We start from the raw sequence: 25,658 nt of genomic DNA on the forward strand, positions 1-25,658 counted from the left end.
GTCTAACAGTATCGCAATATTGCGCGGCAAACACAAGCTACTTCGCGTCATGTTCGGCCATCGCGGCCTTGAGCGCCAAAGCCAGCGGGCTCTCACCCGGCGTGTCGTTGGCCTGGCTGTACTGCTGCATCAGCCGGGCGGACTCGCGCTTGTTCACCCGCTTGGCCTTGCCCTTGGCCTGACGGATCGCCTCTGTGTTGCCACAGTTCTGACACTTGAAGTAGTCCCCCTTGGCGCCGCTGAGCACCACCATCTTCTTGTGGCACTGCGCGCAGCGGTGGTTTGAGACTTTCGGGTCCCGATAGCGGCTGTAAGCACACTCGGGATTACTGCACAGCAGCCGTACGCCTTGGCGCGTCTGCTTCTCGCGCAACCGCGCCCCGCACTCGGGACACTTCTTTTGGGTGAGCGTGAGGTCTTGGTAATCCGTGGTGCTTTGCTTGATCTCCAGCACCAAGGTCCGCGTTTCCGCCGTGATGTCGGCCATGAACGCGGCCTTGGTCAACTGGCCCGCCTCGATCGCCTTGAGCGCCTGTTCCCACTTGGCCGTCAGCGCAGGACTGACCAAACTCGGGTTGACCAGCTTCAACAGCTGTTGTCCCTTCGCTGTCACGCTGAGGTGCCGCCCTGTTTTGGCCATCAAACCGCTATTTTGCAGCTTTTCGATAATGTCCGCTCGGGTGGCCGGCGTGCCCAGCCCGTACTGGTCCATCTTCCCCAGCAGATCGGCCTCAGTGAGGCGCGCCGGCGCGCTGTTTTGCTTGGCCTGCACCTGCCACGTTCCCGTCACCTGCTGCCCCACCGTCAAAGTCGGGGCCTCGGTCGGCGCCCCGCCCTTGAAGCCAGGAACCAGCACTTGCGTCGTGGTCAGCGTCAGCGTTTCGCTTGCGGCGGTCAGCGTATACGTGTGCACCGCGGCCTCATACGCCGGCTTGAACAGGTCGATGAAGCGGTCGGCGATCAGCCGGTAGAGCTTCAGTTCATCGGCGTCCAAGCGCGTCAAGCGCAGCGGCTCATCCGTTGGGATCAGGCCGTAGTGGTCGCCCACCTTGGCATCGTTATAGGCATAGGCCGGCGCTTGCGCATGCGCCGCCAGTGCGGCCGCAGCCTTGCTGTAGCCGCCGATCGCCTGCAGTCGCCGCGGCATCGTAGCGGCCAAGTCCGTGGTGAGGTAGCGCGAGTCCGTCCGTGGGTAAGTGACGAGCTTTTCGCGTTCGTAGAGCTGTTGCAGGATGTTGAGCGTTTTTTTCGGTGAAAACCCGTATTGACTGTTGGCGACCTGTTGCAACTCATTGAGGTCAAAAGGCAGCGGGGGCTGTTCCACCTGGTGCTTCACCTTGACCGCGGTCACCGTCAGCGGCACCCCGGCGAGCTGCGCCTTGAGCGCCGTTGCTTGGCTCTGCGATAGCCGCGGCGCCAGCTGCGCCACACCGGCGGCAGTCGTCACGCGCAGTTGATAGTAGGTTTCCGGACGAAAGTCGTTGATGGCCTGCTCCTGCGCCGCGACGAACGCCAGCGTGGGCGTCTGCACGCGGCCGGCCGCCAACGAATCCTGATACTTTACCGTCAGCGCCCGCGACACGTTCAACCCGATCAGCCAGTCCGCCTCCGCTCGCGCCAGTGCCGCTTGATACAACGCCTCATAGTCCGCCGCCGGGCGCAGGTGCGCAAACCCCTCCTTGATGGCCGCATCCGTTTGCGAGGAGATCCACAGCCGCTTGAGTGGAAAGGTCACCTGCAGGTAGTCAAAAATGTAGCGCGCCACCAGTTCGCCTTCCCGCCCGGCGTCTGTGGCGATCACCCCGTAGTCAATGTCGGCGCGCTTGGCCAGCCGCTTCACCACGGCCAGCTGCTTGCGCGTGCTCGGCAGGGGTGTGATCTCCTGCTGCGCCGGGATCATCGGCAGCGTGTTGAAGGTCCACGCCGCCCACTCTGGGTGGTACTGCTCCGGCATTTTCAGCGTCAGCAGGTGGCCCAGCGACCACGTGACCAGGGTGTCCGGGCCTTCGAAGTAGCCCTCGTGCTTAGTGGTGGCGCCTAAGACGCGGGCAAGCTCCGCACCGACGCTCGGTTTTTCGGCTAAAACAAGTCTCATCAGGCCCTCACTTCAGTTTGTCATGGGCGTAGGTGTGCTGGCGCTCCAGCCCGGCAAAATCCTGCTGCCGCAGGGCCTCGTATACCACCAATGCCGCACAGTTCGACAGGTTCAGCGCGCGCACATGATCCGTCATCGGAATGCGTACCGCCTTCTCGGGATTCGCGCGCATGAATGGCTCCGGCAACCCCGTGGTTTCCTTCCCAAACAAGAAGTAGTGCTCCACTGTTGGGTCTTGCAGCGCACAGTCCGAGTAAGTCCGGTCCGCAAACTTGGACACCAGGTACAGGTAACGCTGATCTGGCACGGTCGCCAAGAAATCATCCAGTGAGTCGTGGTAAACGACCTTGACACTGTCCCAGTAGTCCAAGCCTGCCCGCTTGAGGTGCTTGTCGTCCGTCTCAAACCCCAGCGGCTTGATCAGGTGCAGGTAGCTGTCCGTTGCCGCGGCAGTCCGCGCAATGTTCCCCGTGTTGGCCGGGATCAGTGGTTCAAACAACACAATATGATTCGCCATAATAGCCTCCTAAAATTCTTAGTCCAGTGTAGCACGCCACCGCGGCGCTGTCCGCAGGTTGCGGGGACACCAAAGTCTGGCCGACGCTTACGCCTCAGTCTGGGCGAAAGCGTTCTCGGGGTCTTTGAATCGTGAGTCATTGGCCGCTAACTTGCTGCCTTACTTCCGTTCGCCTTCGCCTCACGCCGCAGCAGTGCAGTGCTTGCTTGTTGCTTGCCGGCCTTCGTCGAGCGCCGCAAAGCAACAAGCAAGCGTCCAGCCCCGACTGAGCACTCGGGACCAAGAACGCCCCAAGCGCTCAGTCGAAGCTACCCGTTCCGCTAAGTGCGCTTTGTGCTGCTCTGGTCTGCTCGTCGAGCGAAGTGGCGCATGAGGGGGCGGTCTAAGCCGGCCTGCTACTCGCGCCTAAGTACGGGCGCAAGCGTCAGGCTGGCTTAGCCCAACCCTCATAACCGCACCACTTCGCTCTGGGCACAAAAAAACGTATCACCTCGGTGTCCAGCACGGCGAGGCGATACGTTAGTGAAGATTTCCATCGCTAACTTTTATCAATTTCCCAAAAGCAAGCCCTGATAAAAGCCAGAAATAAAAATGCTTAAGAGTAATTTAACACCCGTATCGGGAGATTTCAACCCTATTCTTGACAATTATCAACCTGTAACAATTCGACCTCGACGTGCATGCTGGCCGGCGGGCGCTCCAGCATCGCCTGCCGGCGGTCGGCCGGGGCCTGCCACGCCAACGGGGTCATCGTCATCAGGTCGGCAAACTGTTCCTTATCGAGTAGAAAATCATACGCAATTGTTTGAACAGTTGTTTTAGGATAATGAACAAGAAACCGATCCTTCACGTCGCGGTTCGAGTACTCGGCCTTCGGGGTGCCGGCGTACAAGCCGGCGCGCAACTCGCGCAAGTAGCCGGCGGTCGGGATGATCTTGAACAGCCGGCCGCCTGAACGCAACACCCGGTCGAACTCGGCATACGCCCCCGGCGAGAACAGATCGACCACCACATCGAATGTGGCGGGTAAAAACGGCAACCGCGCCAGATCCGCGACGCAAAAGAACGCCGGCGACATCAAAGCGCCCGCCAGGTTGATGGCCGGGGCGCTGATGTCGAAGCCGACCGCGCTCGCCACGTGTGGGGCCAGCTTGGCCGTCGGCGTCCCTTCGCCGCACCCGATGTCCAGCAGGCGGTCGCTGGCCCGCAGACCAGCCTGGATCGCCGTCAAAAACGGGTCAAAGAACCCCGCGCTCAAGATGCGGCGGCGCGCCGCCAGCATGTGTGCGGTGTACTCGGTGGGCACCGGCTTAGCCAAAAAGTTGACCGTGCCTTTTTTGGCGAGGTCGTAGCGGTGACCGTTCCCACAGACCAAGCTGGGACCCTCGCCGTGCAGTGCTCCCTTGCACACTGGACAGGCGAACAGGTCACCTTGTGTCGTGAGCCAGGCCGCCTTTTCCATGATTTTTCGCATCCCGGCACTCCCCTCTGTATTCCGAGCAGGTTTTCAAGTAGACTAGAGGAAACGTCTGCAGGAGGAAGCCATGCTCTCGACTTACAAATTCGATGATACCGTGGGGCAGCTCAAGTCACAAGACAAAATCGAGGCGGGCGTCTGGATCAACGCCATCGATCCCACCCCAGAGGAGCGCCAAAAGCTCCAGAAAAAGGCCCGGGTGCCGGAACCCTTCCTCCTTTACGGCTTAGACCCCGATGAAGGGGCACGCTACGAGTACGACGAGGATGTCGATGCACACCTGATCATTTTTGATATGCCCGTTGTCGAGCAAGACGCCAAGAAGCGCATCGTCTACAAAACCGAGCCGCTCGCCATCATCATCACCACCACGGCGCTGATCACGCTGGACACCAAGCAGCAACCGCTGCTCGCGCTGTTTGCCGAGGGCCACGTGCCCGGGTTCAACCCGAAGCTCAAGGAAAAGGCGGCGCTTTTGATGATGTACAAAGCGACCGTCGCCTACCTCGCCTACCTGCGGGACATCAACAAGGCGCGCGAGGCACTGGAAACCAAGCTGCAAAACAACCTGAAAAATGAGGAACTCTACGCGTTGATGGGCATCCAGCGCGGCTTGGTGTATTTCATGATGAGCCTCAAAACCGACCGTAACGTGCTGCAAGGTCTGCAGCGCAGCAACCCGCTTCACCTAAACGAGGACAACGCCGATCTGTTGGATGACATCCTGATCGAAAACCAGCAAGGGACCGAAATGGCGCAGATCTCCAACTCCATCATCAACGAAACCGCGGACACCTACAGCTCCATCATCAACAACAACATGAACGGGGTCATGAAGTTTCTGACTTCCTACTCCATTATCCTGACGATCCCCACCTTAGTGTTCTCGTTTTACGGCATGAACGTTGAGCTGCCGCTTGCCAACATGCACGTCTCCTGGATCGTGACCATCATCATCTCGCTGCTCATCGCCATCCTGCTGGGCTTTCAGTTTTGGCGCAAGAAGTACTTCTAAGCGTTCGTTTCGCCGGCCACTGTGCCGGCGTTTTTTGTGCCCAGAGCGGCGCAAAGCGCACTTAGCAGATCAGCTAGCCTAGCCGAGGCGCTTGGGGCGCACTTGGCCCCGAGTGACTTGGCGTAGCTAGATGTATCTGCGTTGCTTTGCGGCGCTCGACGAACCAGAGCGGCGCAAAGCGCACTTAGCAGATCAGCTAGCCTTCCTAACGTATGTCTGCCTGTAACTCACTGCGTTCGAACAGGCAGAGCAAGCCGAGGCGCTTGGGGCGCACTTGGCCCCGAGTGACTTGGCGTAGCTAGATGTATCTGCGTTGCTTTGCGGCGCTCGACGAACCAGAGCGGCGCAAAGCGCACTTAGCAGATCAGCTAGCCTTCCTAACGTATGTCTGCCTGTAACTCACTGCGTTCGAACAGGCAGAGCAAGCCGAGGCGCTTGGGGCGCACTTGGCCCCGAGTGACTTGGCGTAGCTAGATGTATCTGCGTTGCTTTGCGGCGCTCGACGAACCAGAGCGGCGCAGCACGGCCTTAACGGGACGGGTCGCCCGACGCGCAAATAGCTAAAATACGAACGATTGAATTAATTTCCGCTGAAAAGTTGACATTTCCCGAATAACCCCGTATATTTCGACGTGGTGCGAAAAACGTGCCCCGAACCAATTCGATTGTTCGGATTTAAGAAAGGACGATTCAAATGGAAATTTTTGATTACGAAGACATCCAACTGATTCCTAACAAGTGTGTGGTGCGCTCCCGCAAGGAAGTCGACACCACCGTCGAATTTGGGGGGCGGCAATTCAAGCTGCCCGTTGTTCCCGCCAATATGCAAACGATCATCGACGAACCGCTGGCCGAATGGCTGGCGGCCAACGACTATTTTTACGTCATGCACCGCTTCAATCCCGAACGGCGCGCCGACTTCGTTCAGGAGATGCACGCTAAGGGGTTGTTCGCCTCGATTTCGGTCGGCGTCAAGGACGAGGAGTTCGCCTTCATCAAGACGCTGGCCGGCCGCCAGCGGGTGCCGGAATACATCACCATCGATATCGCGCACGGGCACTCCCAGGTCGTGATCGACATGATCCAGCACATCAAGAAATACCTGCCTGACAGCTTCGTGATCGCCGGCAACGTCGGCACCCCAGAAGGTGTGCGCGAGCTTGAAAACGCCGGCGCCGATGCGACCAAAGTCGGGATCGGCCCCGGCAAGGTCTGCATCACGAAGGTCAAAACGGGCTTCGGGACCGGCGGCTGGCAGCTGGCCGCCCTGCGCTGGTGCGCCAAGGCGGCGCGCAAGCCGATCATCACCGACGGCGGGATCCGCACCAACGGGGACATCGCCAAGTCCCTGCGCTTTGGCGCCACGATGTGCATGATCGGTTCCCTATTCGCCGGCCACGAGGAGACCCCGGGCAAGAAGGTCGAGCGCGATGGCGAACTGTTCCAGGAATACTTCGGGTCGGCCTCTGAGTATCAAAAAGGCGCCCACCACAACGTCGAAGGCAAGAAGATCCTCTTACCGGTCAAGGGCTCCATCAAAGACACGTTGACCGAAATGCAAGAGGACCTGCAATCCGCCGTATCCTACGCCGGTGGCCGCGACCTGGGCGCGTTGACCAAGGTCGACTATGTCATCGTGAAGAACTCGATTTTTAACGGCGATCAATACTGACGCTAAAGAAGCCGGCTGGCGCTCCCTATTGGGAGGGCCAGCCGGCTTCTTTGGGTCTAGGCGTTCGTCTGGTAGGTGAGCGTGGTGCCCACCTCAAAGTGCGGCCGCGTGGTCGGCTTCAAGTACAGCGCGTTTTCCAGTCGATCCTCGGCGGGCGGCGCGGTAAACACCAGCGCCACGTGGCCGATGCTTTGCAAACTCGGATTGGCCAGCTGGCCCACCGCGGTGATGGTGAACGGGGTGGCCCCGATCACCAGGGTGTCACCCGTAGCAAGCGTCATCGCGCGCTGCGCCTCAAGGTCTTCGAACTGCTGGATCAGGGTGACCTCGCGCAGCGCCGGGGTCGCCGAATCGTCAAACAGGATCACCAGCGGGTCGTTGGGGGCCAGGGCGGCCGCCCCAATTGCGGTAATTGTCGCTTTGGTTTCCATAGTGTGCCTACTTTCTAAAGGTCTGCCTCCATTCTACCACGAATTGGATTTCGCCGAATCCGCTTTCGCTGGCATGGTATACTAGGCGTGAGCCGGCGGGCCCAGTGCTTGGCCCGCCTGGCAGCAGACCGCCAGCGGCGCAACCGTCAGCGGCATTCAAGGAGGACACTTATTATGAAACAAACCGTTTTGCTCGGCGGCTACACCCGCAAAACCGGCAAAGGCATCACCCGCGCCAGCTTTGACTCGGCCACCGGCCAGCTCACCACCCCGGTTCCCTACATCGAAAGCCTCGGCTCCCCGACCTACATGGCCGTCTCCAAGGCCAACGTGGCCTACGCGGTCGACGCTGGGGATGGCGTGGGCGGCGTGGCAGCCGTTGACCTCAACGGTGCCACCCCCACCGTCCTCAACACAGTGCTCGAACCGGGCTCAAGCCCCGCGCACATCTCGATCGATGAGGCACGGCAGCTCGTGTTCGCCAGTAACTACCACGAAGGGCGCGTCAACGTCTACAAGATCAATGCCGACCACACGCTCACCCCAAGGGATGTCGCGCAGCACCACGGCAGCGGCCCGCGGCCGGAACAAGACGCCAGCCACGTCCACTTCGCCGACCTGACGCCGGATGGACGCCTGGCCGTGATCGACTTGGGCACGGATGAGGTCTACACTTACCCGCTTAGTGACACCGGCAAGCTCGGCACCCCGGTCATCCTCAAGCTGGCGCCGGGCTTTGGCCCCCGGCACCTGGTGTTCCACCACACGCGGCCGATCGCCTACCTGCTCGGTGAGCTGTCCAGCCAGGTAGCCGTTTTGACCTACGACGCGGCCACGGGCACCTTCTTACCTGGACAGACCCAATCGACCATTCCGGCCGACTGGACCGCCCACAACGGCGCGGCCGCGGTGCGCCTCACCCAAGACGACCGCTTCTTGTACCTGTCCAACCGCGGGCACAACAGCCTGACCGCTTACGCCGTGAGTGAAGACGGGTTGCACCTGACCCAGATCCAGCAGCTGTCCACAGAAGGTGAGTTCCCACGCGACTTCAACCTGGACCTGACTGAGTCCTACGTGCTGGCCGTCAATCAGAACACCGATAACGGCACGCTGTACGCTCGTGACGCGGCAACCGGGTTGCTGACCGAAACGCAAAAGGACATCGTGACCCCGGAAGCCGTCAATGTCGTCTTCTTGCCGGCTGAATAGCGCGCCCCTTCACCCCCACCGCTCAGTTTGACGCGGTGGGGGTTTGATTTACCGAAAACTTAACCCCGATCGCTGGCACCGCCGCGCATTCCTTGTATACTAAAAGCATTGGATATTTTGAGGAGGATTCTATGCTAGACATACTAAAGGCCATCATCATCGGGATCGTCGAAGGGCTGACCGAGTTTTTGCCCATCAGCTCGACCGGCCACATCGACCTTGTGAGCCAGCTCATTACGATCGATCAGGGCAAGGACTTTATGGCGATGTTCGAGTACGTCATCCAGTTCGGGGCCATTCTCGCCGTCATCTTACTTTACTTCAACAAGCTCAACCCGCTGGACTGGCGCAAGTCCAAAGCGGAGCGCGACTCGATCTGGGTGCTGTGGTTCAAGGTGCTGGTAGCGATCATCCCCTCGGTCGTCATCGGCCTGCCGCTGAACGACTGGATGGACGCGCACCTGCACACCCCAGTGGTGGTCGCGACCACCCTGATCCTTTACGGGGTCCTGTTCATCATCATCGAGAATCACTTCGCCGGCAAAAAGCCGAAGATCGCCAGCCTGGCCGACCTGACCTTCTCCACCGCCTTTCTGATCGGCCTGTGCCAAGCCCTGTCGATCGTGCCAGGGACCAGCCGCTCCGGGGCCACGATCCTCGGCGCGATCCTGTTCGGGGCCAGCCGCTTTGTCGCCACCGAGTTCTCGTTTTTCCTGGCGATCCCCACGATGTTCGGGGTCTCACTGCTCAAGGTCGGCAAGTTCCTGCTCAACGGCAACAGCTTCACCGGCCTGCAGTGGGAGATCCTGCTGACTGGGACCGTGGTGTCCTTCATCGTCGCCTGGATCGCCATCAAGTGGCTGCTGAAGTTCGTTCAGACCCACGACTTCAAGCCGTTCGGATGGTACCGTATCGCGCTGGGCCTTGTCGTTTTGGCCGTCTTATTCTTCTAGGAGGAAGCCATGATTAAAGAAGTTTGTGTCGAAAATTTCACCAATGTGCCCGCCGCCATCGCCGCTGGCGCCAAGCGCATCGAACTCAACGATAACCTGACCGCAGGCGGTACCACCGTCTCCCGCGGGGTGCTGGCCGAAACCACCCAGTACGCCCACGAACACGACACCAGCGTGGTCGCGATGATCCGCCCGCGCGGCGGCAACTTCGTCTACACTGACACCGAGTTGAAGATCATGGAAGCCGATTTGTTTGAGGCCCAGGCCCTCGGGGTGGACGCCGTCACCTTTGGCGCGCTGACCGACGCCAACTGGCTGGACACCGAAGCCATGGAAAACCTGATCGCGGCTGCGGGGGGGATGACCGTCGTCATGCACATGGCCTTCGACGAAATTCCCGCGGCCCGCCAAGGCGAAGCCATCGACTGGCTGGCCGCGCACGGCGTGGAACGGATCCTCACCCACGGCGGGCCGCTAAGTGCGCCCATCACCGCCATGGTGCCGCACCTCAAGGAACTGACCCAACTCGCCGCGGGCAAGCTGACCATTCTGCCCGGTGGCGGCATCACCGCCGAGAACGTCGACGCGCTGGCCGAAGACTTGGGCCTTCAGGAGTTCCACGGCACGAAGGTGCTCGCTTACTAACGTGGCCATTGCACCACGAAATAATGCCCCTCACACGGCTGGCGCTTTGCCAACGTGTGAGGGGCATTGTTTAGCTGCGGGCCGCCATCGTCATGCCAAACACCGCAACACAGCCATAGCCGGTGTGGGTGGCGATCGTCAGGCTGACCGGGCGCAGGATCAGCGTAGCGTCTGGCACCGCGGCTTGGATCTGGGCGGCCACCGCGTCTGCGGCGGGCCAGTCCCCGGCACTGGCCACGATCAGCGGCTGGGTCGGATCGTCCGCCAAGGCGGCAATGCCCTTGGCGGCGAGCGTGCTCAGGGCCTTTTTGCGCGAGCGCACCTTGCCGGCCAACTGGATCTGCCCACTGGCGTCAAGGCTCAACAACGGCTTGATGTTGAGCATCGTGCCCAGCGCCGCAATCGCGCGTGGCAGGCGCCCCCCGCGGGCCAGGTGGTCGAGGTCGTCCACGGTCACCCAGTGATTCATCTGGCGCTTGTGGGCTTCCAGCCAGTTCACGACCGCTTCAAGCGAGGCGCCGGCTGCTTGCTGGCGCGCGGCGTTGAGCACCAACAAGCCTTCCCCGCCGCTGGCCGCCAGTGAATCGACGATCGCGATCTGGGCATCGGGATACTCCTCTTTGAGCAACTCGCGCGCCTGTTGCGCGCTGGCCAGCGACCCGCTCAGCGCGCCGCAAAACCCGATGTACAAAATCGGGGTGCCTGCCGCCACAAACGGGCGAAAGAACGCCTCATACTCCCCCACGTTGATCTGGGTGGTCGAAACATCCGCGGCAGCGTGCAGCTGGGCGTAAACGTCATCGGTGCTTTGGCGGTCACCTAGGCGGTCCGTGTGCAGGGTGCCGTTAACGGTGTAGTGAAACGGTACCGTCTGGATCTGATGGTCGTCGAGTAATTGCTGCGGCAAGTCACAGCCGGAATCTGTCAGGATTTGATACATGAGGTCCTCCTCTGCGCAACAAAGCGCGATGGAATCGCCAAAAATTGGCGTGCCCTCAGCATACCAGAAAACATTGTATATGGCATTACTATTTTTGCGCGCCAAATAAAAACGCCCACACATGGGCGTTTCGTCTGGTTACTGGCGCTCCGCCGCCCCCATGACAAACGCCGCCACGCACCCAAAGCCGGTGTGACTGGCGATCGTCAGGCCGATCGGGCCGATCTGAATGTTGGCGTCCGGCGCCTTGGCCAGCACGAGGTCGCGCACTGTTTCGGCCGCCGGCCAGTCGCCACTGGTGGCGATCAGCAGCGGCTGAGTCGGGTCGCTGGTCAGCGCTTCAAGCAGTTTCTCAGCCAACGCCGAAAGCGCCTTTTTGCGCGCGCGCACCTTGCCGACCATGCGTAGCTTGCCGGCCGGATCGACGTCCAACAGCGGCTTGATGTTCAAAAGCGTCCCAAGCGTTGCCGCCGTGCGCGACACGCGCCCGCCGTGGTACAGGTAGTCCAGGCTATCCACAGTGAACCATTGTTGCAGGCGCAGCTTGTTGGCGTTCAGCCAGGCCACCAACTCGGCGAGCGGCGTGCCGGCATCGCGCAGGCGGATCGCCTCAAGCACCAGGCGGCCTTCACCGGCACTGGCGGCCAGTGTGTCGATCACCTCGATCACAGCAGCCGGATGGTCCTCCAGCAGGATCGCCTTAGCCTGCGTTGCGCTGGACAGCGAGCCGCTGAGGCCACCGGAGAAGCCGACGTAGACGATCGGCGTGCCTGCTTCAACGTACGGCTTGAAGAAGTTGACGTACTCCCCGATGTTGATCTGCGCAGTGTTGGGCATCACACCCTGCTTGATCTGCGCGTAAAATTGCTCAATGTCGTAGCTAGCACCCATGTCATCCGTCAGCTGCTGGCCCTCGACCTCGAAGTGGAAGGAGACGATGCCCACATCCTTCTCCTTCAGTGTCGCCAGCGGTAAGTCACAGGCAGAATCCGTCAGTAATTGGTACATCGTTCCCACTTCTTTCTCCTCAAAATTAGTCGGCGCACACGCCGACCGCGTGGCCTAAGGATACCATATCGGCCGGTAGCGGTGCCGTCAGATGCAGCGTCTGGTGCAACAGCGGGTGCCAAAATTGCAAGTCCGCGCAGTGCAACGCTTGCCGCTTGATCCCTGTGAGCGGCCCACCGTACAGGTCATCCCCAAACAACGGGTGCCCCACGGCGGCAAAGTGCACGCGGATCTGGTGCGTCCGCCCAGTATGCAGCGTGACCCGGACCAGCGCCGCCTGCGAAGACTGCGCCACCAGCTGGTACTCCGTCACCGACACCTTACCTTGCGGCGTCACGCCGCGCTTCATATAAAATTCGGCGGTGCGCCCGATGCGTAAGCAGAGCCAGCCGTGCGGTGGTAGCGGTGCCGGGTTCGTGCACAGCGCCAGGTACTGCTTTTGCAGATCATCGGAGTGCAGCTGGCGGTCCAGCAAGCTGTGCACGAAGCCGTGCTTGGCAAACAGCATCAGCCCGCTGGTGTCGCGGTCCAGCCGAGTCACCACATGGATCGCGGTGCTTTCCGCATGGGTGTCTGCCAGGTAGGCCTTCACGATATTCGCCATGCTGTCATTGCCCTTGGCCGCATCCGGGATCGAGGCGACACCCGCCGGCTTATTCACCACCAGCAGGTAATCGTCCTCGTACACCACGGTCAGCGGTGCGCGGTACGGCACCACCGTATCCACTGGCACTTCCGGCGCCATTTGGAGCAGTACCGCATCCCCATCCTGAAGCTGAAAGGCCGTGTTGCGCTGACGGCGATTGACGAACACCGCGCCGCCGTGGAACTTGACGCGCTTGAGCTGCGCCCGCGACACGCCTTGGCGCTGCAAGAAGTTTTGCAACTTCAGCGGCGTGCCGTGGTACGTCCACTCGAACCTCATTCCTGCTTGGCCCCGATGAACGCGTCCTCGACCCGGTCCCAGAAGTGCATGTGGCGGTAGCGGGCAAAATGGATCCGCTCATCCGCGATGCGGAAGCGGATCGCCGTGACCAGCTGCGGCGTGATGGTGAACTGGTCGATGGTCATGATGTAATCCTGAAATGGTTCTGGGCGTAGGATCACCCATTCGTCCGGTGCCATGATCATCGGCGCCGCTAGCGTGCGGAACACGCGATTGTTGATGGAGGCGATCTCGGTCACCTGCATCGCGTCCAGCCGCGGGTGGATCACCGCCCCACCGTTACTCTTGGAGTACGCTGTCGAACCGGTCGGCGTCGCCACACACAGCCCATCCCCACGAAAGCTCTCAAAGAAGTTTTCCTTAATGTAGACATCCGTGCGCATTGTGCCACTGGTGCGCTTGAGCGTCGCCTCATTGAGCGCCAGGTAGTGCGACGTCGTGCCGTCCTCGTAGTCCGCCAGAATGTCCAACAGCGGGTAGGACACGCTTTCGCCCGAGTCATTGCGCAACGCCTCGACCAGCCCGTCAATTTCGTAATCGCGCCAGTCGGTGTAAAACCCGAGGTGGCCCGTGTGCACCCCAATGAACCGCACGTGGCTCAGCTGGGCCGCGTAACGGTGAAAGGCCGACAGCAGGGTGCCATCCCCACCGATGGTGATCACCACGTCCGGGTGCACCTCATCGAGGGGGAACTGGGCCGCTGCGAGGGCCTGCCTTAATTTTTGCTCCGCGGCGCGAGACTTAGCGCCGTTATTAGCTACGATCGCGATTCGCATGTTCGTCATCCTCTGGGTCCGGGGTGTTCAACGCCGGCACGTTTTGCCCTTTTCCATAAGAGAAAAGTTGTTGTGCCTCTTGAATTTCCTCGCGGATCTCTGACATCTCCTCGTCCAGCATGAAGGACGCCTCAGCAGCTCGCTTCAGGCGCTCCTTCAACTCGGCGGGGAACTCCCCCTGGTACTTGTAGTTCAGACTGTGTTCGATCGTGGCCCAGAAGTTCATCGACATTGTGCGCACCTGGATCTCGGCCAGGATCCGCTTCTCGCCATCCACCATCTGCACGGGGTACTCGATCACCATGTGGTAACTCCGGTAACCGCTGGGCTTCACATTCGTCACGTAGTCGCGTTCTTCCACGACCTTCATATCCTTGCGCTGGTGCACCAGGCGCACCACCTCGTAGATATCCTCAACGAACTGGCACTGGACCCGCAGTCCGGCAATGTCTTGCATGTCTTGCTCCAGTAGACTGTCGGTGATATAGCGCCGCGCCTGCTTCTCGACGATGGAATCCAGCGGTTTGACCCGGCCGGTCACGATCTCGATCGGTGAGTGCGTGCTGGCCTGCAGGAACTGCATCCGCATCCCACGGAATTTGATTTTCAGCTCCTTCACAGCCTGCTGATACGGCATCAAAAAAGTGTCCCAGTCTCGTTGCATGCGATGGCCTCCCTTGACGTCGCATCAACTGGCGGCGCCGTCTCATAATCCGTTACTAGTTTACCATATAATCACCTCATTCATGGCATCCACCTCAGCGAAGGGGGCTGCGCTAAGATGGCAAAGCGATTAAAACGAGTGAACTGGCTTGACCAAAATGGCCCTTTTAGGCATAACTATAGGTGGGTACCAATTTTATTGGGAGGTGCGTAGATGAAGCAACAAGAGTCGGAATACAAAGTGCTCCTGACGCCTGCGCAGGCGCACGCCATCGCGGCTGCCTACGCCTTTGCCACCCCGTTTCACCAGACCAACACCTACTATGACACAGCGACCGGCGCGCTGCACCAGCTGGGCCTTGGGTTGCGCATCCGCCAGTTTGCAACACATGCCGAGCAGACCCTGAAGGTGCCCACAAGCGGCCCGCGAACGCTGACCGAGCTGACAGACCCGCTGACCGTCACCCAGGCCGCCACCCTCATTGCTCAGCGCACGCTGGCCCACCCAGGCGTTGTGGCGACCGCGCTAGCTGAGCGCGCGATCCCGCTCGCAAGCGTGCACCCGTTCGCGCACGCCACCACCACGCGCCAGCTCGCACCTCAAGCAGAAGGATTGCTTACGCTCGACGCGACGTGCTACGCTAACGGAACGCATGACTTTGAACTAGAATTTGAATTTTCTGACCCTGCGCAAGCAGCCCCGTTCTTCTCGGCGCTGTTGACGCGCTTCGCCATCACACCGGCGCCCCCGGAGAATAAGGTCACCCGAGCAGTACATAACGTGAATTAATCACAAGCGTTTTGATTGCCGCTTTGTAAAATTCTGGTAAAGTTAAGGTATCGAAAACGTATAACGCTTAACCGCGCTTAGGAGGAGCCCCATGCTAGAACTATTTTTATTCGTCAACCCAATCAGTCGGCGATGTCGGCAGGCCGAAGCGGCCGTCTATCGGCTTGTTTCGGAGCTCCAAAGCAAGATCACCGTCCACTTCATTCCCGTGGTTAACTTTCAAGTCATCGACCAATACATGCAAGATGCCGCGCTCGACCATCAGAATCTGGCCACGCGCAACCAGCTGTTCGAAACCGCGTACCAGCTGTCACTAGACTACAAGGCCGCTCAGTTTCAGGGCAATAAAAAAGCCCGCGCACTGCTGATGGCGGAACAGGAAATGCTCGACACGACGCCCCATCACTACGATGCTGGATTCGCCGCGCGCTGCCTGACGGCGCTGGGGCTGGACCGCGAAGCCTTTAACGCCGACCGCGCCCGCGAAGCGATGCACCGCTGTCTCACCTCCGACCAAGGAATCGCCCACGAAATGGGCGTCACCGCGGTGCCATCGGCGGTCCTGATCGACAACGCGCATCCCGATGCCCCCGCGGTTCGCCTTGAGCACCTCAGCAGCTACCAGATGTTCAAAACCGTGTGCGTGCGCCTGCTCACTAATCCTGCATACGGCCGCCAACAGCGCCAACGCGTGCGCTAAGGGTGCCGACCAAATAAGCATTCAGCGCATCAGTCAGCCGCCTTGCAACCCCGAACTGAGGGGTTGTGAGGCGGTGTTCTTTTGTCCCCTGCGCTGCGCGTGCCGCCGGACAGACGCACTGGCGGCACCTTTTAGGGCGCTCTGCGCCGGTCGCTGAGCTGCCCTCATCCCCCTTTTGAGGCGGGCAAGCGTAATGATTGCGCAGATCGTCGCCATCCCCGTATGATAAAGAAAAAGGAGATGGTTAACCATGCAAATCGGTATTCCAAAGGAGATCAAGAACAACGAGAACCGGGTCGCGATCACCCCTGCCGGCGTCATCAACTTGGTGCACGCCGGGCAAAGCGTGGCCGTTGAAACCAGAGCCGGCGTCGTGGCAGGCTACAGTGACCAAGACTACATCGACGCCGGCGCCATCATCGTGGACGCCGCCACCGCCTGGGGCCAGGACATGGTCATCAAGGTCAAGGAGCCGCTGGCCAGTGAGTACCAGTACTTTCGCCCGGGGCTGATCTTGTACACCTATCTGCACCTGGCGGCCAACCGCCCCCTGACGGAAGCGTTGCTGGCCAGCCGCGTGACGGCCATCGGGTACGAAACCATGATCGCGCCGGACGGCAGCCTCCCGCTTTTGACCCCGATGAGCCAGGTGGCCGGCCGCATGGCGGTTCAGTTGGGGAGCCAGTTCCTGCAGACCCAATACGGCGGTAAGGGTGTGCTGCTCGGCAGTGTGCCAGGGGTCGCCAAGTGTCACGTCGTCATCATCGGCGGTGGGGTCGTGGGCCTGAACGCGGCCAAAATCGCGCTGGGGATGGGAGCTCAGGTGACCGTTTTGGACATCAATCCGAAGATCCTGGCGCGCATCGACGACGAGTTCGAGGGCAAGGTGCAGACCCTGTTCTCCGACCACCAAAACCTGACGCTGGCCGTGGCCGCCGCCGACCTGGTGATCGGGGCCGTCCTGATCCCCGGGGCCGTGGCGCCAAAGCTCGTGACTGCCGCGATGATCCGCAACATGGCGCCAGGGTCCGTGGTGGTCGACATCCCGATCGACCAAGGGGGGATCTTTGAAACCACCACGCACGCGACCACCTTTGCCGATCCGGTGTACGTGGTGGACGGGGTGATCCACTATGCCGTGGCCAACATTCCGGGCGCTGTGCCCAAAACCGCGACCGATGCCCTGACCGCTGTGACGATCCCGTACGCGGCCAAGATCGGCAAGCTCGGCGTCACAGATGCGGCCAAGGCCGACCGGATGATCTTCACCGGGGTCAACACCTACGCCGGCGAGCTGACCGAACAAGCCGTGGCCGAAAGCCTGAACCTGCCGTTCCACTCACTGAGCACGCGCCTCTAGCTTCGCTTCAAGCGTTGGGTACCACGCCGGTTGCACCTGCCACGCCCAGCCCGTGGCGGTCGCCTGCAGCGCCCCGCTTTGTTGCAACACCATGAGCCACCGATGGCGGATCGCTGCCACGACCTGCGCCGAGTCGACCAACGGCGTCAGTTGCGTTTCGAACTGACGCCAAAAGGTTGTCTCGGCGTTTTTGGTGATCGCCGGCTGGGCGTCAAACGTCAGCAGCCACCAGGCGCGCAGCTGCCACTCCGGCACTGCCAGTCCCAGCAGGTGGGTCTGTGCCGTATGAACCACCCACGGCACCCCGGCGACGTTGCGGCCGATCGCCGCACTCGCCTGTTGCAGGGCCATCACGCGCCGGTCGCGATGCATCAGCGCGCGCTGCACCCCAAGCGCGGTGTGGGCCGAGGCCGGTGGGAAGGCGCGGACTTGCTGGCGCGTGCGGTCCGGCCAAAACCGCGTGACCGCCAGCCCCAGCGGCGCAAACTGCCACAGCGTCAAGTGCCCCGCCACGACATCCAAAAACCACAGGTGCCAGCCATGCGCTTGACTGTGCGCCAGAAACTTCGCCTGTTTGGCGCTGGGCAGCTGATCAAAGTAGCGCTGGCCCATCACCCACACCACCGGCAACCCCAACTGGTGGTAGCCGGCCGTGCGCGCCCCCAGCCGCTCGGGCGAAAGCGGGCTGCACTGAAACTCCACCACCAGCGGCTTGCCGGCCGGCCACCAGACCACATCCGCGCGCTGCTTGATGGCCGGGTAGTACTGCTCAAGCGTCCCCGCGAACCCGTGGCGCGCGCCGTAATCCAGCAGCCACAGCTTCCCGTTCAGGTGCTCCGCGCTTTCCGGTTCGCTAGCCGCACACGCCGGCCCGCGGTGGTAAAAATGCGCCGGCATCACGCGCCCGTTGCGCACCCCGACCGGCTGGTGGCAGGCCGGGCACACAAAGGGGCCGCGCAAGGCGCGCGCCTGTGCGTGGTTGCGCAGCGTCACCAGCCGCCCACTGACTGCCATCGCGACGAACATGGCCTCACCTCCTCGTTGGAGATTACGCCAAAAAACCGCCACGAGGTCGTGACGGTTTGGTGAAAAGCTCGACTTAGTTTTTGAAGCTGTGGATCGGCGCCGGAATGTGTCCCCCGCGATTGATGAAGACGCTGGCGTCGCCGGTATTGACAGGCATGATCGGCGCGGTGCCGAACAGGCCGCCGAACTCGATCGAATCGCCCACGCCCTTGCCCGGCACGGGAATGACGCGCACGGCGGTGGTCTTGTTGTTGATCATGCCGATCGCGGCCTCATCGGCGATCATACCGCTGATCGTGCTGGCCGGGGTGCTTCCGGGCACCGCCACCATGTCGAGGCCGACGGAACAAACGGCAGTCATCGCCTCCAGCTTTTCGAGCGTGATGTGACCAGCCTTGGCCGCCGCGATCATGTTCGCGTCCTCGGACACCGGAATGAACGCACCGGATAGGCCACCGACCCGCTCAGCCGCCATGACGCCGCCTTTTTTGACCGCGTCATTCAACAGCGCCAAGGCCGCGGTAGTGCCTGGCGTGCCCACATGGCTCAGGCCCAGGGTCTCTAGGATCTCGGCCACTGAGTCGCCTGGGGCCGGGGTCGGCGCCAGCGACAGGTCCACAATGTTGAATGGCACATGCAGGCGCTCTGCGGCCACTTTGCCAACGAACTGGCCCATGCGGGAAACCTTGAAGGCCGTCTGCTTGATGGTTTCGCAGATGGTTTCAAACGTCGCCTCGGGCTGGTCCGCGATCGCCCGCTGCACGACCCCGGGGCCGGACACGCCGGTGTTGATGGCGACATCCCCTTCCGACACGCCCCAGAAGGCCCCGGCCATGAATGGGTTATCCTCCACCGCATTGGCAAAAATGACCAGCTTCATCGCGTTCTCCGGCTGGATCGCCGCCACGTCCTTGACCACCTGGCCCATCAGCTTGATGGCATCCATGTTCAATCCGCTGCGAGTGCTGCCCACGTTGACCGAGGCACAGACCCGGTCGGTGGTGGCCAGCGCCTCAGGCAGACTGGTCATCAGCGCCAGGTCGGCTGGCGTGCAGCCGTTTTGCACCGTAGCGGTGTAACCCCCGATCAGGTCGACCCCGACCGCCTTGGCGGCATCATCCAGCGCTTGGGCCAGCAACCGAAAATCGGGCGCCGGGTCAGCCCCGGCGAGCAACGCCACCGGCGTGACCGCGATGCGCTTGTTGACGATCGGAATGCCGTACTCGTTGCTGATGGCGTCCGCCACCGGCACGAGGTCCTTGGCCTTGGCGACGATCTTGGCGTACACGTGCTGAGCCGTGGTTGCCATGTCCCCGGTGATGCAGTCTAACAGCGAGATCCCCATCGTGATGGTGCGGATATCGAGGTTCTCCTCGCTGATCATCTGGATGGTTTCTTTGATTTGTTGTGTTTCCATGGGTTCCTCCGCGGCTTACAGCTTGTGCATGGCGTCAAAAATTTCTTGGCGCGCGATTTTGACGTCCACCCCAATTTCAACGCCCAGCCCCTGTAAATCGGCCTTGGTGGCGGCAAAGTCCGCCCCTTCCGGTAACTGGGCCAACAGCATCATCGTGAAGGCCCCCTGCATGATGGTTTGCGACACATCCAGGATGTTGACCTGCAACTCGGCCAGTCGCGTGGTGACCGCGGCGATGATGCCGACTTTATCAGTGCCGATAACGGTAATAATCACTTGCATAGCGTCCCCAACTTTCATGTTTCGTTTTAGCCATTATAGCAAACCTGACCGCAAGAAACAGGCCGCACCAAAAAGCGGTTGCACCCAGAATGGAAGGCGGCGGCGCTTGGTGTGCGGCCGATTCTGGAATCGGCGCGCGTCATTCTTGCGCCGTTAATGCGGTGCCAGCCGCCTGCTCACCGGTTCAAGGCGCGGTCAAAAAAGCGCACCGCCGCCGCGGCTTGCGCCTCATGCACCCGGGTGCGCACGCCGCCGGTGGTCGCCTCAAAGTACGGCGCCGGGCCCACCTGATCCGGCAAAAATACGTAATGTCCCCCGGCCACGGTCGCGTACTCGGCATCCGGCACCCACTGGCGGTAGCGCGCCGCATTGGTGGCCGCCGGCGCCAGCGTGTCTCCGGCTGCGGCCACCAGCCGCACCGCGGCCCGCGCCGTCTGCGGTTGCGCGGCCGGCTTGAAGCCCAGCCCCAACGCCGGGGCTAGCGCCAGCACCGCAGCCACCCGAGGCTCGCGCAGAGCGGGCAGCGGGCTGGGGGGGACGAGCCCCTGAATGAGCGGCCGCAAGTCCCCCATCTCAGGAATGACGAATGCCTGCGCGCCAGCGGGCGTCTGGGCCGCCTGTTGAACCGTCGGCCAGTCGACCGTTGCGCCGGCCAACGCGAGCACCGTGTACCCGCCAAACGAAAAGCCGGCCGCCCCCACCCGCGTGGCATCCAAAACGGGACCGTACGCCGCAAGCAGGCGATCTAACAGAACTTGCAGGTCAAGCGGGCGCTCCCAGTACCGGACAAAGTAGGCCGGCTGCGCCGTGGTGGTGCTGTTGCCAAAGTGATCCGGTGCCGCCACCACATAGCCGGCCGCCGCCAGCGCTTCGGCCAGCCACGTGAGACTGAAGCGGCTCCCCCCGGTCCCATGTGACAGCAGGATCACCGGATGCGGCGGCGCCCACGCAGCCGTGTCCGGCCACCAAATGGCGGTGGTCAGGGGCCGCTGCGCCCGCGCCGGGTCGTAATAAGTGCGTTCAAGCATGATCAGGCCTCCTTTTCCCCATTATCGCAGACCGAGCCTCACGCTTGCGTCATACGTGCTCGCGCGGCACAATGAAAGCATCTTATTCAGAAAGAGGGCACAATATGTTCCACCTTGTTGGCATTGTCGGAAACAATTACAGTGGGTCCCTGAACCGCGCGCTGTTGCAGGCCATGCAACGACGTTACGCCGATCAGTTCACGCTGACCCTGCTGGAAACCAAGCCGCTCCCGCTGTTTTCCCAGGACGATGAAACAACCCCCGGCCAGGCCGTGCGCGCTTTCCGCGCCGCCATTGCCACGGCAGACGGCGTGATCATCGCCACGCCGGAACACAATCACAGCCTCCCTGCGGTACTCAAAAACGCGCTGGACTGGTGCTCACGCATCGAACACCCGTTGGAGGATAAGCGCGTGATGGTGGTCGGGGCCTCGCTGGGCCCCATGGGCACCGTCCGCGCGCAGGCGCACCTGCGCCAAATTCTCGACTCCCCGGGCATCGGGGCCCTGACCCTGCCCGGCAACGAGTTTCTCATGGGGCTGGCCGGCAAGCAGTTCGATGCCCAAGGCAACCTGACTGACCCGGCCACCCGCGCCTTTTTGGACACCTGCGTCGCCAACTACCTGGATTTTTTGCGCCACTAACCGATGACAACAAAGGTCAGCACGGCCGCGCCCCGCACTAGGAACGCGGCCGTGCTGACCTTTTCGTTGCACCCTTTGACCTTAGTGCCGCGCCTGCCACTCTGCGCGCAACAGTGACCAGTCATTCAGATCATGCGCGCCGTCCGCGAGCTGAATCCCAGCTCGGCGGCACCCGTCCAGGTGAAAGCCGGCGCGCTTGGCCACGGCGTTACTGGCCGCATTATCGGCCGCCGCCTGAATCACGACGCGCGAACGCCCGTACTCCGTGAATGCCAGCGTGCACATGGCGCCCACCGCGCGATGCACCAGGCCTCGTCCGCGATACGCCGCCCCCAGCCAGTAACCGATGTCGGTGCCACGGTCTTCTTCGGTGAAGCGGTTGAAGCTGATCATGCCCACCGGCACCCCGCCGGTCACCATCACCAAGTCGACCGACTGACCTTGGCCAAAATGGGCCAGCGTCAGGGTCAAAAACGCCTGCTCGGCCGCCACCGAGTCCAGCGCGCTGACCCACGGCAAAAAGCGGCCGAGCCCCGCCCGGTCCGCGTCGATCAGCGCAAACAAGCGCGGCGCATCAATCGCCGGCCGCGGCAGCACCAGCGCCAGCTCATCATCAACCGGATACATGAACATCCGCTCACCCCCAATGAATTAACGCTAGTGTACCCTTTTTCCTCAGCGCGCGGCAACGCACCCAGCACGAAAAATCGGCCCAAAGGACTACTTTATCTGTCGGAGTAATCATGCTATGATTACTCCGACAGATAAAGTAATGAGGTGAGCAGATGATCTCAAGCGATGGCATCCGGGGATACAATGACGCGATCATCCTCGCGGTGCTGGCGGCAGGAGACTCGTATGGCTACCAGATCGCCCACGAGATCCGCCGCCGCACCCAAGACCTGTACGTGATTCGTGAAACCACCCTGTACTCGGCGTTTACCCGACTGACCAAGGCGGGGTACATCACCGCCTACCCAGGGGAGATCAGTTACGGCCGGCCGCGGACCTACTACCACCTGACCCCCGCCGGTCAGGCGTACCTGACGGCCAAGCAGGCGGAGTGGCACCAGGTGCAGCGCGTTGTGACCCAATTTTTGACGGAGGATGAGTGAGATGGAAACCCTTGAGATCTACCTAGACGGGCTGTTCGCCCGCGTGCCGAACACCCCAGCCACGCAAAAGGCCAAGCAGGACCTGCTCGACCTAATGATGGACCACTACCACGAGGAGCTGGCCAAGGGCCAATCCGAAGCGGCCGCGGTCGGGTTAGTCATCAGCGAGTTCGGCGACATCGACGAGTTGCTGGCCACGCTGGAGGTCACCCCGGATGAGACCGCGCCCGCTGCCCCTGCCGAACCGGTGCTCAGCGATGAGGAGGCCACCGCTTTTTGGGCGGGAACGGAGTGCTTCGCCCGCTACCTGGCGCTGGGGATCGCGCTGATCCCGGCCGGGATCGGCGTCACCGCGTGGTTCAGCGGCACAAGCGACACCCTCGCGGCGCTCAGTTTCTTCGGCTGCACGGCACTTGGCGTGGGGCTGATCATCGCGGCCAGCCTCGGCTACCGCGACATCGTGCGCCACGTGCGCGCATACGCGACCGATCAACACATTCGTGACCTGGCCGCGGTTGAGGCCGCAGCGTACAGCCGCCCGCACCTGATCGGCCTGGTCGGCGGGATCATGATGTGCATCCTGTCCGTGGTGCCCCCGATCGTTGATAACGCCGGCAACCATCAAGGCGTGGGGCCCCTGGGCTTCTTTCTGTTCGTGGCCGTGGGCGTTTACTTCATTGTTTACACCAGCATCGTGGCCGGTGGCTTCAAGCGCCTGTTGCGCGGCACGGAAAGCTTTGCCGCGGACGCCGGGGAAGACCCCACCACCCCAAGCGCCCAAGCCATGGCGCGGGCCGCCCGCCACGAGCGACCGAGACACGCCGACCGGCCTACGCGGCCTGAACGGGCCGAGCGACCGGCACCGCAGACCACGCGCGGCGGCCTGCGCGCCTTTTACTGGCCGGTGCTGACCACGCTGTTTTTCCTGTTTGGGTTTCTCGTGCAGGAGTGGCGCATCGCCATCTTCATCTTGATCGTCGGTGGGTTGTTCGAGCGGCCCTTGCTCGGCCGGCAGAAACGCTAAGCTGAGCCAGGGGGCAATTTTGCGCCAACCATCAGGCCTAGGCCCTGGCACTTTGCCAGGGTCCAGGCCGCTTTTTGGTTCAGGTGGTTGACTTCCCCGCGCAACACTTTCAAAATATAAGTATTATGATATTGAGGTGAGGCACAGTGTTACTCGAACAGATTGATTCCCCCAAGGATTTAAAACAGCTTCCCGCCGCCCAGCTCCCGGCGCTGGCACAGGAGATTCGGCAGGTGCTCCTGAACAAGGTGAGCGTCACCGGCGGCCACGTCGGCCCGAACCTCGGCGTGGTGGAACTGACGATCGCGTTTCACCGCGTGTTCGACTCCCCCACCGACAAGGTCGTCTGGGACGTCTCGCACCAAAGTTACCCGCATAAGATCCTGACCGGTCGCAAGCAGGCGTGGCTGGACCCCGCCCACTATGAAGACGTGAGCGGCTTCACTGCACCGGAGGAAAGCCCGCACGATTTCTTCACCATCGGTCACACGTCGACCTCGATCGGGCTGGCGACCGGCATGGCACTGGCGCGCGATCACCGCCACGAACCCGGCAACATTGTCGCGGTCATCGGGGACGGGTCGCTGTCCGGCGGCTTGGCCTTTGAGGCACTGAACAACGCTGCGGTGTTGGCGCACAACCTGATCATCGTGGTCAACGACAACGGCATGAGCATCGCCGAGAACCACGGTGGCTTGTACGCCAACCTGAAGTTGTTGCGCGACACCAATGGCCAAGCCGAGCTGAACTTTTTCAAAGCGATGGGACTGGATTACCGCTACGAACCCAATGGCAACGATGTGGCGGCGATGACGGCCGCCTTCACCGCGGTCAAGGACACCGACCACCCCGTCGTTTTGCACGTGCACACCGAAAAAGGGCTGGGCTACGCGCCCGCCGTTGCCGATAAGGAACAGTGGCACTGGCACGTGCCATTTGACCTGGCCACAGCCCAGCCGCTGCGTCCGCGCACCGGCGTCAGCTACCTCGGCCTGATCCGTGCGCAACTGGCTGCGCGCATCGCCGCACACAACGCGCCGATTTACGCCATCAATGCCGCCATCCCTGGCTCCTTTGGGCTCAAGGACTTTGCCGCGCAGTACCCCGAGCGCTACATCGACGTCGGCATCGCCGAGCAGGAATCGATCACGCTGGCTGCGGGCATGGCGCAGCAGGGGCTGCGGCCGGTCGTCTTCCACTCCGGCACGTTTTTGCAGCGCGCCTACGACCAGCTCAGCCACGACCTGGGCATCAACCGCTTGCCGGCGGTGCTGATCCTGACCGGCGGCGCCGTGTCTGGCGGCGACCCGACGCACCAAGGCACCTTCGACATTCCGATGCTCGCCAACATTCCCAACCTGACCTACCTGACGCCCACCACGCAAGAGGAGCTGACCGCGCAGCTTGACTGGGCGCTGACCCAAACCGCGGGTCCAGTGGCGATCCGGGTGCCGGCGCACGGCGTCCAAAGCGCCCCGCTTGACCCGGCCTTCGCGCCACTCACTCCGCATGTCCTGCATCAAGGCCAAACGGTGGCGCTTCTCGCGCTGGGGTCGATGCTGCCAACCGCCCAAACCGTGGCCACCCAACTGCTGGCCCACGGCATCGACGCCACGCTGGTTGACCCGCGTAGCGCCAACGCCTGGCAGGCCGCGGACCTCCTACCACTGGGGACAGCGCATCGGCTCATTGTCACCCTGGAGGAAGGCAGCCTCGATGGTGGCTTCGGGCAAAAAGTCGCCGCGCTGTTCGGCCCAACGGCGACCCGCGTGCTCCCCTTCGGCGCCAAGCGCCAGTTCAATGCGCGGGAAACCACCCAAGCCCTGCTTCAGCGTGACCAGTTGACGCCGGACCTGATCACGACCGCCATTCTTGCGCAGCTGTAACGCTTCACCGCCACCGAATCTGGTGGCGGTTTTTGC

General features: G+C 61.9%; 26 protein-coding genes. 12 read left to right on the top strand and 14 right to left on the bottom strand.

Going from position 1 to position 25,658, the window contains the following annotated elements; genetic code table 11:
- Positions 1 to 37: 37 nt before the first annotated feature.
- The 3 genes from EKM88_RS05655 to EKM88_RS05665 all read right to left on the bottom strand — a co-directional run bounded on the left by EKM88_RS05655 (position 38) and on the right by EKM88_RS05665 (position 4,086).
- The gene (locus EKM88_RS05655; RefSeq protein WP_225418442.1) at positions 38 to 2,095 is read right to left on the bottom strand and encodes a DNA topoisomerase 3; all 2,058 of its coding nucleotides are present in this window, start codon (positions 2,093 to 2,095) and stop codon (positions 38 to 40) included.
- 7 nt (positions 2,096 to 2,102) lie between these two features.
- Positions 2,103 to 2,612, bottom strand: a complete 510-nt coding sequence (locus EKM88_RS05660; RefSeq protein ID WP_125704057.1) for a tRNA (cytidine(34)-2'-O)-methyltransferase — start codon at positions 2,610 to 2,612, stop codon at positions 2,103 to 2,105.
- Between the two features lie 634 nt (positions 2,613 to 3,246).
- Positions 3,247 to 4,086, bottom strand: coding sequence for a methyltransferase domain-containing protein (locus tag EKM88_RS05665; RefSeq protein ID WP_125704059.1), 840 nt, complete (start codon positions 4,084 to 4,086; stop codon positions 3,247 to 3,249).
- A gap of 70 nt (positions 4,087 to 4,156) precedes the next feature.
- On the opposite strand from EKM88_RS05665, the gene EKM88_RS05670 reads away from it, so the two are divergent.
- Both EKM88_RS05670 and guaC read left to right on the top strand, forming a co-directional pair.
- A complete protein-coding gene (locus tag EKM88_RS05670; RefSeq protein WP_125704061.1) occupies positions 4,157 to 5,104 on the top strand; it encodes a magnesium transporter CorA family protein in 948 nt (315 codons plus the stop codon).
- Positions 5,105 to 5,798: 694 nt separating this feature from the next.
- Positions 5,799 to 6,776, top strand: a complete 978-nt coding sequence (guaC, locus tag EKM88_RS05675) for a GMP reductase (RefSeq protein ID WP_125704063.1) — start codon at positions 5,799 to 5,801, stop codon at positions 6,774 to 6,776.
- Between the two features lie 56 nt (positions 6,777 to 6,832).
- Here guaC and EKM88_RS05680 read toward each other — a convergent pair whose 3' ends face one another.
- Positions 6,833 to 7,207, bottom strand: a complete 375-nt coding sequence (locus tag EKM88_RS05680; protein ID WP_125704065.1) for a PTS glucitol/sorbitol transporter subunit IIA — start codon at positions 7,205 to 7,207, stop codon at positions 6,833 to 6,835.
- A gap of 174 nt (positions 7,208 to 7,381) precedes the next feature.
- Between EKM88_RS05680 and EKM88_RS05685 the strand changes: the two genes are divergently transcribed.
- From EKM88_RS05685 to EKM88_RS05695, 3 genes are all read left to right on the top strand, one after another.
- Positions 7,382 to 8,419 (top strand): lactonase family protein, encoded by a 1,038-nt coding sequence (locus EKM88_RS05685; protein WP_125704067.1) that lies wholly within the window; start codon positions 7,382 to 7,384, stop codon positions 8,417 to 8,419.
- A 131-nt stretch (positions 8,420 to 8,550) separates the two neighbouring features.
- Complete coding sequence (locus EKM88_RS05690; protein ID WP_125704069.1) at positions 8,551 to 9,372, top strand: undecaprenyl-diphosphate phosphatase; 822 nt, start codon at positions 8,551 to 8,553, stop codon at positions 9,370 to 9,372.
- A gap of 9 nt (positions 9,373 to 9,381) precedes the next feature.
- Positions 9,382 to 10,017: a copper homeostasis protein CutC gene (locus EKM88_RS05695; RefSeq protein WP_125704071.1), complete on the top strand. Its 636-nt coding sequence runs from the start codon at positions 9,382 to 9,384 to the stop codon at positions 10,015 to 10,017.
- A gap of 70 nt (positions 10,018 to 10,087) precedes the next feature.
- Here the strand turns inward: EKM88_RS05695 and EKM88_RS05700 are convergent, their stop codons facing one another.
- The 5 genes from EKM88_RS05700 to EKM88_RS05720 form a co-directional block, all read right to left on the bottom strand.
- A complete protein-coding gene (locus EKM88_RS05700; RefSeq protein ID WP_164512017.1) occupies positions 10,088 to 10,957 on the bottom strand; it encodes a DegV family protein in 870 nt (289 codons plus the stop codon).
- 138 nt (positions 10,958 to 11,095) lie between these two features.
- Positions 11,096 to 11,965, bottom strand: a complete 870-nt coding sequence (locus EKM88_RS05705; protein WP_125704075.1) for a DegV family protein — start codon at positions 11,963 to 11,965, stop codon at positions 11,096 to 11,098.
- Positions 11,966 to 11,990: 25 nt separating this feature from the next.
- Entirely contained in the window at positions 11,991 to 12,890 is a 900-nt protein-coding gene (locus tag EKM88_RS05710) for an RluA family pseudouridine synthase (RefSeq protein ID WP_125704077.1), read from the bottom strand.
- Positions 12,887 to 13,687, bottom strand: coding sequence for an NAD kinase (locus tag EKM88_RS05715; RefSeq protein ID WP_125704079.1), 801 nt, complete (start codon positions 13,685 to 13,687; stop codon positions 12,887 to 12,889). The genes EKM88_RS05710 and EKM88_RS05715 overlap by 4 nt, the downstream gene beginning before the upstream one ends.
- Complete coding sequence (locus tag EKM88_RS05720) at positions 13,665 to 14,351, bottom strand: GTP pyrophosphokinase (RefSeq protein ID WP_125704081.1); 687 nt, start codon at positions 14,349 to 14,351, stop codon at positions 13,665 to 13,667. Before EKM88_RS05720 ends, EKM88_RS05715 begins: the two co-directional genes overlap by 23 nt.
- Positions 14,352 to 14,564: 213 nt before the next feature.
- Between EKM88_RS05720 and EKM88_RS05725 the strand changes: the two genes are divergently transcribed.
- The 3 genes from EKM88_RS05725 (at position 14,565) to ald (ending at position 17,200) form a co-directional block, all read left to right on the top strand.
- Positions 14,565 to 15,140, top strand: coding sequence for a CYTH domain-containing protein (locus EKM88_RS05725; protein WP_125704083.1), 576 nt, complete (start codon positions 14,565 to 14,567; stop codon positions 15,138 to 15,140).
- Positions 15,141 to 15,231: 91 nt separating this feature from the next.
- A complete protein-coding gene (locus EKM88_RS05730) occupies positions 15,232 to 15,840 on the top strand; it encodes a DsbA family protein (protein WP_125704085.1) in 609 nt (202 codons plus the stop codon).
- 250 nt (positions 15,841 to 16,090) lie between these two features.
- Positions 16,091 to 17,200: an alanine dehydrogenase gene (ald, locus tag EKM88_RS05735; RefSeq protein ID WP_125704087.1), complete on the top strand. Its 1,110-nt coding sequence runs from the start codon at positions 16,091 to 16,093 to the stop codon at positions 17,198 to 17,200.
- Here the strand turns inward: ald and EKM88_RS05740 are convergent.
- From EKM88_RS05740 to EKM88_RS05755, 4 genes are all read right to left on the bottom strand, one after another.
- A complete protein-coding gene (locus EKM88_RS05740) occupies positions 17,180 to 18,226 on the bottom strand; it encodes a competence protein CoiA (protein WP_125704089.1) in 1,047 nt (348 codons plus the stop codon). The genes ald and EKM88_RS05740 overlap by 21 nt on opposite strands.
- A gap of 73 nt (positions 18,227 to 18,299) precedes the next feature.
- Positions 18,300 to 19,643, bottom strand: coding sequence for a PFL family protein (locus tag EKM88_RS05745; RefSeq protein ID WP_125704091.1), 1,344 nt, complete (start codon positions 19,641 to 19,643; stop codon positions 18,300 to 18,302).
- A gap of 15 nt (positions 19,644 to 19,658) precedes the next feature.
- Positions 19,659 to 19,925 carry an ACT domain-containing protein gene (locus tag EKM88_RS05750; RefSeq protein ID WP_125704093.1) on the bottom strand — a complete coding sequence of 89 codons (267 nt, stop codon included), beginning with the start codon at positions 19,923 to 19,925 and terminating at the stop codon, positions 19,659 to 19,661.
- Between the two features lie 176 nt (positions 19,926 to 20,101).
- Complete coding sequence (locus EKM88_RS05755) at positions 20,102 to 20,953, bottom strand: alpha/beta hydrolase family protein (protein ID WP_125704095.1); 852 nt, start codon at positions 20,951 to 20,953, stop codon at positions 20,102 to 20,104.
- Positions 20,954 to 21,057: 104 nt separating this feature from the next.
- Between EKM88_RS05755 and EKM88_RS05760 the strand changes: the two genes are divergently transcribed.
- On the top strand, positions 21,058 to 21,597 hold the full coding sequence (locus EKM88_RS05760) for an NADPH-dependent FMN reductase (protein ID WP_125704097.1): 540 nt from the start codon (positions 21,058 to 21,060) through the stop codon (positions 21,595 to 21,597).
- 81 nt (positions 21,598 to 21,678) lie between these two features.
- Here EKM88_RS05760 and EKM88_RS05765 read toward each other — a convergent pair whose 3' ends face one another.
- The gene (locus tag EKM88_RS05765) at positions 21,679 to 22,230 is read right to left on the bottom strand and encodes a GNAT family N-acetyltransferase (RefSeq protein WP_125704099.1); all 552 of its coding nucleotides are present in this window, start codon (positions 22,228 to 22,230) and stop codon (positions 21,679 to 21,681) included.
- Between the two features lie 152 nt (positions 22,231 to 22,382).
- On the opposite strand from EKM88_RS05765, the gene EKM88_RS05770 reads away from it, so the two are divergent.
- The 3 genes from EKM88_RS05770 to EKM88_RS05780 all read left to right on the top strand — a co-directional run bounded on the left by EKM88_RS05770 (position 22,383) and on the right by EKM88_RS05780 (position 25,622).
- Positions 22,383 to 22,712 (top strand): PadR family transcriptional regulator, encoded by a 330-nt coding sequence (locus EKM88_RS05770; protein WP_125704101.1) that lies wholly within the window; start codon positions 22,383 to 22,385, stop codon positions 22,710 to 22,712.
- A gap of 1 nt (position 22,713) precedes the next feature.
- A complete protein-coding gene (locus tag EKM88_RS05775) occupies positions 22,714 to 23,736 on the top strand; it encodes a permease prefix domain 1-containing protein (RefSeq protein ID WP_125704103.1) in 1,023 nt (340 codons plus the stop codon).
- Between the two features lie 146 nt (positions 23,737 to 23,882).
- Entirely contained in the window at positions 23,883 to 25,622 is a 1,740-nt protein-coding gene (locus EKM88_RS05780) for a 1-deoxy-D-xylulose-5-phosphate synthase (RefSeq protein WP_125704105.1), read from the top strand.
- Positions 25,623 to 25,658 lie beyond the last annotated feature (36 nt).

Source organism: Lacticaseibacillus daqingensis, assembly GCF_003946115.1.
Taxonomy (GTDB): Bacteria; Bacillota; Bacilli; order Lactobacillales; family Lactobacillaceae; genus Lacticaseibacillus; species Lacticaseibacillus daqingensis.

Bases quoted from the DNA above. Each gene is read 5' to 3' on its own strand.
- EKM88_RS05655 (WP_225418442.1), bottom strand. From the start codon at position 2,095: ATGAGACTTGTTTTAGCCGAAAAACCGAGCGTCGGTGCGGAGCTTGCC.
- EKM88_RS05660 (WP_125704057.1), bottom strand. From the start codon at position 2,612: ATGGCGAATCATATTGTGTTGTTTGAACCACTGATCCCGGCCAACACG.
- EKM88_RS05665 (WP_125704059.1), bottom strand. From the start codon at position 4,086: ATGCGAAAAATCATGGAAAAGGCGGCCTGGCTCACGACACAAGGTGAC.
- EKM88_RS05670 (WP_125704061.1), top strand. From the start codon at position 4,157: ATGCTCTCGACTTACAAATTCGATGATACCGTGGGGCAGCTCAAGTCA.
- guaC (WP_125704063.1), top strand. From the start codon at position 5,799: ATGGAAATTTTTGATTACGAAGACATCCAACTGATTCCTAACAAGTGT.
- EKM88_RS05680 (WP_125704065.1), bottom strand. From the start codon at position 7,207: ATGGAAACCAAAGCGACAATTACCGCAATTGGGGCGGCCGCCCTGGCC.
- EKM88_RS05685 (WP_125704067.1), top strand. From the start codon at position 7,382: ATGAAACAAACCGTTTTGCTCGGCGGCTACACCCGCAAAACCGGCAAA.
- EKM88_RS05690 (WP_125704069.1), top strand. From the start codon at position 8,551: ATGCTAGACATACTAAAGGCCATCATCATCGGGATCGTCGAAGGGCTG.
- EKM88_RS05695 (WP_125704071.1), top strand. From the start codon at position 9,382: ATGATTAAAGAAGTTTGTGTCGAAAATTTCACCAATGTGCCCGCCGCC.
- EKM88_RS05700 (WP_164512017.1), bottom strand. From the start codon at position 10,957: ATGTATCAAATCCTGACAGATTCCGGCTGTGACTTGCCGCAGCAATTA.
- EKM88_RS05705 (WP_125704075.1), bottom strand. From the start codon at position 11,965: ATGTACCAATTACTGACGGATTCTGCCTGTGACTTACCGCTGGCGACA.
- EKM88_RS05710 (WP_125704077.1), bottom strand. From the start codon at position 12,890: ATGAGGTTCGAGTGGACGTACCACGGCACGCCGCTGAAGTTGCAAAAC.
- EKM88_RS05715 (WP_125704079.1), bottom strand. From the start codon at position 13,687: ATGCGAATCGCGATCGTAGCTAATAACGGCGCTAAGTCTCGCGCCGCG.
- EKM88_RS05720 (WP_125704081.1), bottom strand. From the start codon at position 14,351: ATGCAACGAGACTGGGACACTTTTTTGATGCCGTATCAGCAGGCTGTG.
- EKM88_RS05725 (WP_125704083.1), top strand. From the start codon at position 14,565: ATGAAGCAACAAGAGTCGGAATACAAAGTGCTCCTGACGCCTGCGCAG.
- EKM88_RS05730 (WP_125704085.1), top strand. From the start codon at position 15,232: ATGCTAGAACTATTTTTATTCGTCAACCCAATCAGTCGGCGATGTCGG.
- ald (WP_125704087.1), top strand. From the start codon at position 16,091: ATGCAAATCGGTATTCCAAAGGAGATCAAGAACAACGAGAACCGGGTC.
- EKM88_RS05740 (WP_125704089.1), bottom strand. From the start codon at position 18,226: ATGTTCGTCGCGATGGCAGTCAGTGGGCGGCTGGTGACGCTGCGCAAC.
- EKM88_RS05745 (WP_125704091.1), bottom strand. From the start codon at position 19,643: ATGGAAACACAACAAATCAAAGAAACCATCCAGATGATCAGCGAGGAG.
- EKM88_RS05750 (WP_125704093.1), bottom strand. From the start codon at position 19,925: ATGCAAGTGATTATTACCGTTATCGGCACTGATAAAGTCGGCATCATC.
- EKM88_RS05755 (WP_125704095.1), bottom strand. From the start codon at position 20,953: ATGCTTGAACGCACTTATTACGACCCGGCGCGGGCGCAGCGGCCCCTG.
- EKM88_RS05760 (WP_125704097.1), top strand. From the start codon at position 21,058: ATGTTCCACCTTGTTGGCATTGTCGGAAACAATTACAGTGGGTCCCTG.
- EKM88_RS05765 (WP_125704099.1), bottom strand. From the start codon at position 22,230: ATGTTCATGTATCCGGTTGATGATGAGCTGGCGCTGGTGCTGCCGCGG.
- EKM88_RS05770 (WP_125704101.1), top strand. From the start codon at position 22,383: ATGATCTCAAGCGATGGCATCCGGGGATACAATGACGCGATCATCCTC.
- EKM88_RS05775 (WP_125704103.1), top strand. From the start codon at position 22,714: ATGGAAACCCTTGAGATCTACCTAGACGGGCTGTTCGCCCGCGTGCCG.